The sequence below is a fragment of the Kluyvera sp. 142486 genome, assembly GCF_046569695.1.
Taxonomy (GTDB): Bacteria; Pseudomonadota; Gammaproteobacteria; order Enterobacterales; family Enterobacteriaceae; genus Kluyvera.
In genome coordinates this window covers 65,581-75,190 of the sequence record NZ_JBKHUI010000023.1, presented here as the reverse complement: position 1 = coordinate 75,190, position 9,610 = coordinate 65,581, and the positions used below count along the sequence as shown (strand labels likewise).

The following is a 9,610-nucleotide window of genomic DNA, read 5'->3' as shown; positions in this document are numbered from 1 at the left end:
TGTTTTAACAAATCAAAAGGGGTTTTAATAACTGGCTTAAAGCTGAAAGCTTTCCGGAACCCCCAGCCTAGCTGGGGGTTTTCTGTGCACAATAAGAAAGGCCGGAAATTCCGGCCTTTTTGTTTTTGCATTGTTGCCTTTCCCGGCGTCGCGTTGCTCGGCCGGGATACATGATCTGTAGGCCGGATAAGGCAACGCCGCCATCCGGCAATCTGCACCGAACCGCCTGATGGCGCTACGCTTATCAGGCCTACAAAGCGGCGCTATTTGCGGCGCGGCAACGTTTTCAGCAGATCGTCCGGGCTGACCGATGCCACCACGCTGCCCGGCAGCGGCATCTTCAGGATGTGGTTTTTGATTTTGCCAATCACGTGCATTTCACACGGGCGGCAGTCAAATTTCAGCGTCAGCACTTCGTCACCGTTAATCAGCTGCATCGGCGTGGCTTTCCAGCTCTTAATCGACCCCTTCGCCTGTTTCGGGCACAGGTTAAAGGCAAAACGCAGACAGTGTTTGGTGATCATTACCGGCACGTCGCCCTTCTCTTCGTGCGCCTCATAGGCCGCATCAATCAGCTGTACACCGTAGCGATGATAAAACTCGCGAGCCTTGTGGTTATAGACGTTGGCAAGGAAGTTAAGATGGCTTTCCGGGTAGACCGGCGGCGGCGTGGTTACCGCTTTACGGCTGCCGCGCACGTAGGCTGTCAGACGCGCTTCATCGAGCATTTCCACGGTTTCACGACGCAACTGGTTCAGCATACTATTAGGCACAAACAGCGCCTCCGGCAGCATCACCTCAACCCCGCGCGGGTAGTAAATCGTCTGGCCCAGTTTGGCGATCCCGTCCTGCAACTGGCTCAGCGCTTTATCCGCATTGTTCGCCGCCGCAAACTCACCGTCTAAAGTATGCGTCACGCTAACGCCATCTTCGCTGGTCATGGTCAGCACCAGCTGTTCCTGCCAGCCGGAAAGTTCGATGTCCACCGCAATGCGGCGCTCGCTGGAGGTTTTCAACAGCGCCTGCTGCCAGTTGTGGTCCAGGTTGCGGTTTAATACCTGATGCGGACGTGCTTTATGCAGGTCAGCAGGCATTTCATTCGGCCACACGCGATAGCGGTTTTCACCGATTTTCTCTACCGTATTGGCGCGAAAGCCGACCACTTCACGTTTGATCAGTACGTTCAGGCCATCGCCGTTCGCCAGCGGTTCGCTGACTTCCACGTCGAGGGTATCTTTATTGACCTTCAGCACTTCACCGACCGGCAGGCCAACGAATTTCGGCGAGTCAAACGCGCCGATGTTCATCTGGCGCTGGTTGACAAAGTAGTCGGTGCTGCCGCGATGGAAGGTTTTGTCCGTTGACGGCACGAAGAAATGTTCGGTGCGTCCGGCGGAGGCACGGCCTAAATCGCCGCGCGCTTCAATCAGCGTATCGAGCATCTGCCGATAGTGCGCGGTAATGTTCTTCACGTAGCTCATATCTTTGTAGCGCCCTTCAATCTTGAAGGAGCGCACGCCTGCGTCAATTAGCGCGCCGAGGTTGGCGGTCTGATCGTTATCTTTCATCGACAGCAGGTGTTTTTCGAACGCCACCACGCGCCCCTGGTCATCTTTCAGGGTGTACGGCAGACGGCAGGCCTGCGAACAGTCGCCGCGGTTGGCGCTGCGCCCGGTCTGGGCATGAGAAATATTGCACTGCCCGGAGTAGGCCACGCACAGCGCGCCGTGGATAAAGAACTCGATGGTCGCATCGGTTACATCGTGAATGGCTTTGATCTGCTGCAGATTCAGCTCGCGCGCCAGCACTATCTGGCTAAACCCGACGTCCGACAGGAATTTGGCTTTCTCAACGGTGCGAATATCACACTGGGTGCTGGCATGCAGTTCAATCGGCGGCAGGTCGAGCTGCATAATGCCCATATCCTGCACGATCAGCGCATCTACGCCCGCCTCGTACAAGCTGGTAATCAGATTCTGCGCTGGCTCCAGCTCGTCATCATGCAGAATAGTGTTGAGAGTAATAAAGATTTTCGCGCCGTAGCGATGAGCAAACGGCACCAGCGCAGCGATGTCCTGCAGGCTGTTGCTGGCGTTATGGCGTGCCCCAAAGCCAGGACCGCCGATATACACCGCATCGGCACCATGAAGAATCGCTTCGCGAGCAATAGCGGTATCGCGAGCCGGGCTAAGGAGTTCAAGGAGAGAGTTCTGCTGGCGCATACAGTCAGGGTTATCCAGTCGGGTCACAAAATGGCGGCTATTGTAGCCAGAAGCCGCGACGGACGAAAACAGTTTCCACCGCTTGTGCGCCGCGATTAGCATAAATCCAGCAACCTATTGCCGAAATGGGCATTTCCGCTTTCGACATCAGTCCGTTAGAGTCGGTTTCGTATTCCGGACTTTCCTCGTAACGGCCACGTTATGGTTCATTGTCATGATTTGCCGCAGGCCTGCCTGCGGCGTTTTCTTTGGGATAATGAATGATAGAGTGAAAATGGGTTACCTGCTCGCCGCTGTTGCGATAGGCATGCGCCAGATCGCCGGCAAAACGTAATCCCTGCCCAGGATAGAGCGTCCGCCACTCCCCCTCAATGCACATATCTAGCTGTCCGCTAATCACCACCACATGTTCAATCACCCCTTTTTCATGCGGGGTTGATTCGCTTAATGCGCCGGGCGCAAGGGTGATAGAGAAATGGTCAAAGCAGAGTACCGGGTCCCAGGGAAACACTGGCGTCACCACCATCGCCTGCTGTTGCGGGTCAAACGACAGCTCTGCACCCGGGATCTCCGGCGTAATAAAGACCGAAAACGGCACGTTCAGGCCGGTAGCAATTTTCCACAGCGTCGCCACCGTCGGGCTGGACTCGTTGCGTTCGATTTGCCCCAGCATCGCCTTCGACACGGCGGTCTCCTCCGCCAGTTTAGACAGGCTCCAGCCGCGCTGCTGACGTAAGGATTTCAGCGTTGCCGCCAGGTGTTGCGCAATATTCATTCCACCTCCGTTCTCTTTCATCGCCAAAGTATACCCCACGCTGCCCGTGCCGTTTTAGCAAATCCCACGCCGGCATTGTGCGCTATAACGCACAATGCTACATTGATTGGACGTTATAACGCACAAGAGGCTTTTATGCGATCCCCTTTGGTTCCTTTCCCTACCGTACTGGCCGGTTTTGTTGCCGTACTGGTCGGCTACGCCAGCTCTGCGGCGATCATCTGGCAGGCCGCGGCGGCAGCGGGTGCCACCTCAGTACAAATCTCCGGCTGGATGACCGCGCTCGGTCTGGCGATGGGCGTCAGTACGCTGGTGCTGACGCTATGGCGCAAAGTGCCCATCTTAACCGCCTGGTCTACCCCCGGCGCGGCGTTGCTGGTTGGCAGCTTGCAGGGCGCAACGCTGAATGATGCGGTGGGCATTTTTATCTTTGCGAACGCGCTGATTGTCATTTGCGGCCTCACCGGCTGGTTTGCCCGGCTAATGAAGCTTGTCCCGCATTCGCTGGCCGCCGCGATGCTGGCAGGCATCCTGTTGCGCTTCGGCCTGCAGGCCTTTGCCACGCTACAGGGGCAACTGGTGCTATGCGGCAGTATGCTGGTTGGCTGGCTGCTGTTTAAGGCGATTGCCCCGCGGTACGCGGTGGTGGCGGCCCTAGCGATCGGTATTGTGGTGGCAGCGGCCAAAGGTGACATTGTCACTGAATCGCTGAGTCTGGCGGTGGTGGCCCCGCAGTATATCGCGCCGCATTTCTCCCTCACTCAGATGTTGAGCATCGGTATTCCCTTTTTTCTGGTCACGATGGCGTCGCAAAACGCGCCCGGGCTCGCCACACTTCAGGCCTCAGGCTATCGCGTCCCAGTTTCACCGCTGATTGTGGTCAGCGGTGCCTTTGGCCTGTTGCTCGCGCCGTTCGGGGTCTACTCCGTGTGTATTGCCGCCATTACCGCCGCCATCTGCCAGAGCCCGGATGCGCATCCTGATCCGTTGAAGCGCTGGCAGGCTGCGGCAGCAGCAGGCATTTTTTATCTGATTGCAGGGATTTTCGGCGGCTCCATCACCGCGCTGATGTCGGCATTGCCAACGGCATGGATCCAAATGTTAGCGGGACTGGCGCTGCTCGGTACGCTAGGAGGCAGCCTGTTCCAGGCGCTGAATAGCGATAGAGAACGCGATGCGGCAATGATCACCTTTCTGGTCACCGCCAGCGGGGTAAGCCTGGCAGGCGTAGGGTCGGCATTCTGGGGATTAGTGATTGGCGGCCTCAGCTTTGCGCTGCTATCCCGCAAGGCTCGCGCGTAATTGTGACGGTGTCACGCCGTTCGCCGCTTTAAAGCGGTTGCTGAAGTGGCTGGCTGAGCTAAACCCGCAGCACAGGGCAATGTCGGTCAGGGATTGGGTGGTATAGCGCACCATCTGCTGCGCGCGGTCCATCCGGCGCTGCATCACGTACTGATGCGGTGCCAGACCCACGCTCTGGCGGAACATTCGCGCAAAATGGTATTCGCTTAAGGCCGCCTGTGCGGCAAGGTCGGCGAGCGTCAGCGGCGCGGAGAGATTCGCATCAATATAGTCGAGCGTATTACGTAACACTGCCGGTGCCAGCCCACCGGTTACCGTCGGCAGCCGCCACTGCACGTTGGCGTGATGCTGGATCAGGTGCGTCAGCAGCATGGTGCTGGCGCTGCTGAGGGTCAGCTGATTTGCGGGTTGCTGCCAGTCATAGCCGAGCAGGAATTGACGATAAAGCAGAGTGATTTTCGGATCATCGCCAAAAATCTGTTCATCGAGGGTGAGCGTCGCCGGGCTGCGATCCCACACCTGCTCACCTACCTTCCGCAGGTGTTCATCGGTGCAGTAGAGATGGACAAACGACAGATCGCCGCGAATGTCCCACGTTGATTCCGAGTCTTTCGGCATCAGGCAAAAACGGTCCGGCCCGCCGCCGTTTTTCCAGCCATGAGGCGTTTTCTGATAGCTTTCGTAGCCATCGGCCACGTACAGGCTCAGGGTGTGATGATCGCTCTTAACCGTCAGGTTGTCGCATTTGTTAAACCAGGCCGCCAGCTGTATCCCAGAGTTAAGCGCCACGGTTTCCCGCAGCTGTGCGTTCTGACTCTGTAATCTTTCAAACGTTGCGTAGGCCATTAACATATCTATCACGATTATCGATATCTGCAGTCTAGGGGCTGTCGTCCCCAGAATCTAGCGTTCTCAGCGCGCCAGCAGCAAAAAAACCGCAAGAATATGCAAGTCCCCCGCAGCCTTCTGCAAGCGCCGCGCGTCGTATCCCCGCACACTGTGTTTTTCATTGTGATTTTGCGAGGAATGATGAACGCGCTGCTCTATGCTCTGGTCGTTGTTATCTGGGGAACCACCTGGATTGCCATCTTTTTACAGCAGGGCCCGGTTCCTGAGGCGGTTTCGATTTTCTGGCGCTTTGCCATTGCCAGCCTCACCATGATGACCATTTTGCTGAGTCTGCGGCGTCTACGTCCGCTGGCGCTGCGCGATCACCTATTCTGCATCGTGCAGGGCTGCTGCGTATTCGGTTTTAACTTCCTCTGTTTTTATACCGCCGCAAAATGGATTAACACCGGCCTCGAATCGGTGATTTTCTCCATGGCGGTGCTGTTTAACGCCATCAACAGCTTTATCTTCTTCCGTCAAACGCCGCCGAAGCGCTTCTACCTTGCCGCGCTGCTGGGGTTGTGTGGCATCGTCACCCTCTTCTGGGAGGATCTGCAGGCGGTAGGCATGAGCAGCACGCTGCTGGCCGGGATTTTACTCAGCGCGCTCGGGACCTACGGCTTTTCGCTGGGGAATATGCTCAGCATGCGCCACCAGCGCCGTGGCCTGGAGACGCTGACCACCAACACCTGGGCGATGTTCTACGGCACCATTATCATCGGCGTTATCGCCCTGCTGCGCGGTGATGATTTCACCCCACAGTGGACGGTGAGCTATATGGGCGCGCTGTTCTATCTGGCGATCTTCGGTTCGGTGATTGCGTTTGGCGTCTATTTCACCCTGGTCGGGCGTATCGGCGCCAGCAACGCCGCCTACAGTACGCTGCTGTTCCCGCTGGTCGCGCTCACGCTGTCGACAATGTACGAGGGCTACCAGTGGCATGCGAACGCGGTGGTGGGACTGGTGCTGATTCTGCTGGGGAATCTGGTGATGTTTGCCAAACCGGAAATGTGGCGCGTGCCGTTTTTAAGTCGGGCGTGATCCCGGCGTCGCTTTGCTCGGTCGGGCTACGATATTACATGTAGCCCGACCGTTTGTTTGTATCACACTGTATCTCTCCTCTCTCCGGATACAGTGGCTGGCAAAATCCCCGCAATCCCACACATCCTCGACACGTCCGGCTGTTTTTATTATCAGGTCGCGATAGCCGCCTATACTTCGTTCGCTATCGTTTTTGATTTGATGATATCAAGCCTCTGTCCAGGAGAAATTCATGAACGCTTCAGCCACTTCCGTATCCCGCTTTCACCGTCTGTGTCTGGCCTCTCTGCTGATGGCCTCTGCGCTGCCCGTACTGGCCGCAACCGACTACGCCAGCGAGTTCAAAACGGTTCATCAGATTCACGCCGGCGTACTCGACGTCGGCTACGTCGATATTGGTCCCCGCGACGGGCAACCGGTTATCTTACTTCACGGCTGGCCGTACGATATCAACAGCTACGCGGAAGTGGCTCCAGCGCTTGCCCGCAAAGGTTTTCGGGTGATTGTCCCTCACCTTCGTGGCTACGGGAGCACTCGTTTTCTCTCCGCCAACACGCCGCGTAACGGGCAGCCTTCCGCCATGGCGGCCGATATTGTGGCGCTGATGGACGCATTAAACATCAAGCAGGCCGATTTTGCCGGATACGACTGGGGCGCACGCACCGCCGATATCGTCGCGGCGCTGTGGCCGGAACGCGTGAAATCGCTGGTTTCCGTAAGCGGCTATCTGATCAGCAGCCAGAAAATCGGCGAACAGCCGCTGCCGCCGAAAGCGGAACTGCAATGGTGGTATCAGTTCTATTTCGCCACGCCACGCGGCCAGGCAGGCTATGCAAAGCACACCCAAGACTTCGCCAGACTTATCTGGCAGCAGGCCTCGCCGGACTGGAAATTTAGCGACAGCACCTTCAATACCAGCGCCGCATCGCTGGATAACCCTGACCATGTGGCGATAACCCTCAGCAACTACCGCTGGCGTCAGGGGCTGGAAAAAGGCGAAGCAAAATATGATAAATATGAGCAGAAGCTGGCGACGCTGCCGCCGATAACCGTACCGACGATAACGATTGAAGGCGGTAATAACGGCGCACCGCACCCGGACCCGAAAACCTACGCCGCGCACTTTACCGGCAAGTATGAACATCGTACCTTCGGCGCCCACGTCGGCCATAACCCGCCGCAGGAAGCCCCAGCTGATTTCACCACGGCAGTGGTTGATGCCGATAAGCTGTAAGCAGGTGACGGCCCCTAAGCCCTTTTTCTGGAGAATACATGGAACATATCGACAATATCCTGGTGGTGGACGACGACCACGACATCCGTGAGCTGGTCGTCGACTATCTGCAGAAATCAGGTTACCGGGCAACAGGGGCCAGCAACGGCAAGGCGATGCGCGCCTATATGAGCGGCAATCAGGTCGACTTAGTGGTGCTGGATATCATGATGCCCGGCGACGATGGGCTAACGCTTTGCCGCCAGCTGCGCAACGATCGTCAGAACGTTCCGGTACTGATGCTGACCGCGCGCGGCGATGACGCAGACCGCATTCTGGGGTTGGAAATGGGCGCCGATGACTATCTGGTGAAGCCATTTGTTGCTCGTGAACTGCTGGCGCGCATTAAGGCAATTCTACGCCGCTACCGCGCTCTGCCACCCAATTTGCAGATAACCGAAACCGGGCGTCTGATTGCCTTTGGCGACTGGCTACTCGATACCGCCGCTCGCCACCTGCTAGACAACAATGGTCTGGCGGTGGCGCTAAGCGGTGCGGAATACCGTCTGCTGCGCGTGTTTGTCGATCATCCGCAGCGCGTATTAAGCCGCGACCAGTTGCTCAGCCTGACCCAGGGGCGCGACGCGGAGCTGTTCGAACGCTCCATCGATCTTCTGGTCAGCCGACTGCGCCAGCGCCTGAACGACGACGCCCGCGAACCGGCCTATATCAAAACCGTGCGCAGCGAAGGTTACGTTTTGGCAATGGCGGTTGAAATTCGGGAACACCGCGAATGAGGCTATGGCCAAAATCCCTGCTCTATCAGTTGGTGTTAATCGTACTTGGCGGCCTGCTGTTGGCCAACAGCCTGACGCTGTCGCTGCTGCTGTACGAGCGAATGAGCAGCGCACGCAGCGTGATGCTCAACACCCTGGAAAACGATGTTGTCACCAGCGTGGCTATTCTCGACCGACTTCCCGCCAGCGAGCGCGATGCCTGGCTTCCCCGCCTGGCACGGGGTAACTATCAGTACCTGATTTCAAGCGGCGAGTCCGGCCCCGCGCCGAGCGGCTGGCGCACGCGCAGTATCGTGCAAACGCTGCACAATGCGCTGGGGGAAAAATATGCCCTGACCGTCAGCCATCTGCCTGGCCCTCGGGAACATATTCAGGCACACCTTCGTTTGAGCGATGGTCAACCGCTCACCATCGACATGTACCCGCAGCTTCCTGCGCTGGCGCGTTGGCTCCCAACGGTACTGGTCGCACAGCCGTTGCTGCTGCTGATTTTTGCCTGGCTGGCAGTGCGTCAGGTGGTGCGCCCGTTACGGCGCTTTACCCGCGCGGTTGAAACTCTGGAACCTGCGGCCACCACACCACAGCCAATGAGGGAGAGCGGCCCGCTGGAGGTGCAGCAAACCGCGCGGGCGTTCAACGCCATGCAGGCGCGCATTCAACACTATCTCAAAGAGCGCACGCAGATCCTCGCCGCTATCTCCCACGACCTGCAAACCCCTATCACCCGTATGAAGCTTCGGGTGGAGATGGCGCAGGAGCCCGCATTGCAGGAAAAGCTGATGCAGGATCTCGATGCCATGACCCGGCTGGTGCGCGAAGGTATCGCCTACGCCCGTAGCACCGAAAGCGTGCAGGAGCCGAGCCAGCGCCTCGACCTCAACGCCTTTCTGGATACCCTGGTCTGTGATTACACCGATACCGGGCATCCGGTCACGTTCGTTTCATCGGGACATCCCATGCCGCTCACCACCTTCCCGCAGGCGCTGCGGCGAGTCGTCACCAATCTTGTCGATAACGCCCTAAAGTATGGCGACACCGCACAGCTGACTCTCAGTCCCGTCGACGATCGCTGGCTGGTCATTGAGATTGACGACAGCGGCCCGGGCATTCCTGAGCATGAGCTGGAAGCCGTTCTGCAACCCTTCTATCGGCTGGAATCATCGCGCAACCGCCATACCGGCGGCACCGGGCTGGGGCTGGCTATCGCTTCGCAGCTCGCGGTTCGCCTGCAGGGAAAACTCACGCTCAGTAACCGGCCGCAGGGTGGCCTGTCAGCGAGGCTTCTGCTGCCTTTGTATCCTGATGTATCTCACGAATCCGTCGACAATTAAGCTGACAAAACGGCAGATTGCCGACACATTCCCACGACATC

The 9,610-nt window shown here is 57.7% G+C and carries 8 protein-coding genes; 5 read left to right on the top strand and 3 right to left on the bottom strand.

The annotated features are described in order from the left end of the window. Positions 1-263: 263 nt before the first annotated feature. The gene (locus tag ACLGE8_RS20760) at positions 264-2,222 is read right to left on the bottom strand and encodes a peptidase U32 family protein (protein WP_411000905.1); all 1,959 of its coding nucleotides are present in this window, start codon (positions 2,220-2,222) and stop codon (positions 264-266) included. A gap of 199 nt (positions 2,223-2,421) precedes the next feature. Continuing rightward, a complete protein-coding gene (locus ACLGE8_RS20755) occupies positions 2,422-2,997 on the bottom strand; it encodes a helix-turn-helix domain-containing protein (protein ID WP_411000898.1) in 576 nt (191 codons plus the stop codon). A 135-nt stretch (positions 2,998-3,132) separates the two neighbouring features. On the opposite strand from ACLGE8_RS20755, the gene ACLGE8_RS20750 reads away from it, so the two are divergent. Continuing rightward, positions 3,133-4,299, top strand: a complete 1,167-nt coding sequence (locus ACLGE8_RS20750) for a benzoate/H(+) symporter BenE family transporter (protein WP_411000896.1) — start codon at positions 3,133-3,135, stop codon at positions 4,297-4,299. On the opposite strand, the gene ACLGE8_RS20745 is transcribed toward ACLGE8_RS20750, so the two are convergent. Further along, on the bottom strand, positions 4,276-5,145 hold the full coding sequence (locus ACLGE8_RS20745) for a helix-turn-helix transcriptional regulator (protein WP_411000894.1): 870 nt from the start codon (positions 5,143-5,145) through the stop codon (positions 4,276-4,278). The two genes, ACLGE8_RS20750 and ACLGE8_RS20745, sit on opposite strands and share 24 nt — an antisense overlap. Positions 5,146-5,328: 183 nt before the next feature. On the opposite strand from ACLGE8_RS20745, the gene ACLGE8_RS20740 reads away from it, so the two are divergent. The 4 genes from ACLGE8_RS20740 (at position 5,329) to ACLGE8_RS20725 (ending at position 9,569) form a co-directional block, all read left to right on the top strand. Next, positions 5,329-6,228, top strand: a complete 900-nt coding sequence (locus ACLGE8_RS20740) for a DMT family transporter (protein ID WP_411000904.1) — start codon at positions 5,329-5,331, stop codon at positions 6,226-6,228. A 292-nt stretch (positions 6,229-6,520) separates the two neighbouring features. After that, positions 6,521-7,462, top strand: coding sequence for an alpha/beta fold hydrolase (locus tag ACLGE8_RS20735; protein ID WP_411000902.1), 942 nt, complete (start codon positions 6,521-6,523; stop codon positions 7,460-7,462). A 38-nt stretch (positions 7,463-7,500) separates the two neighbouring features. Then, positions 7,501-8,238, top strand: a complete 738-nt coding sequence (locus ACLGE8_RS20730; RefSeq protein ID WP_411000892.1) for a response regulator — start codon at positions 7,501-7,503, stop codon at positions 8,236-8,238. Continuing rightward, positions 8,235-9,569, top strand: a complete 1,335-nt coding sequence (locus ACLGE8_RS20725) for an ATP-binding protein (RefSeq protein WP_411000890.1) — start codon at positions 8,235-8,237, stop codon at positions 9,567-9,569. Before ACLGE8_RS20730 ends, ACLGE8_RS20725 begins: the two co-directional genes overlap by 4 nt. Positions 9,570-9,610: the final 41 nt, after the last annotated feature.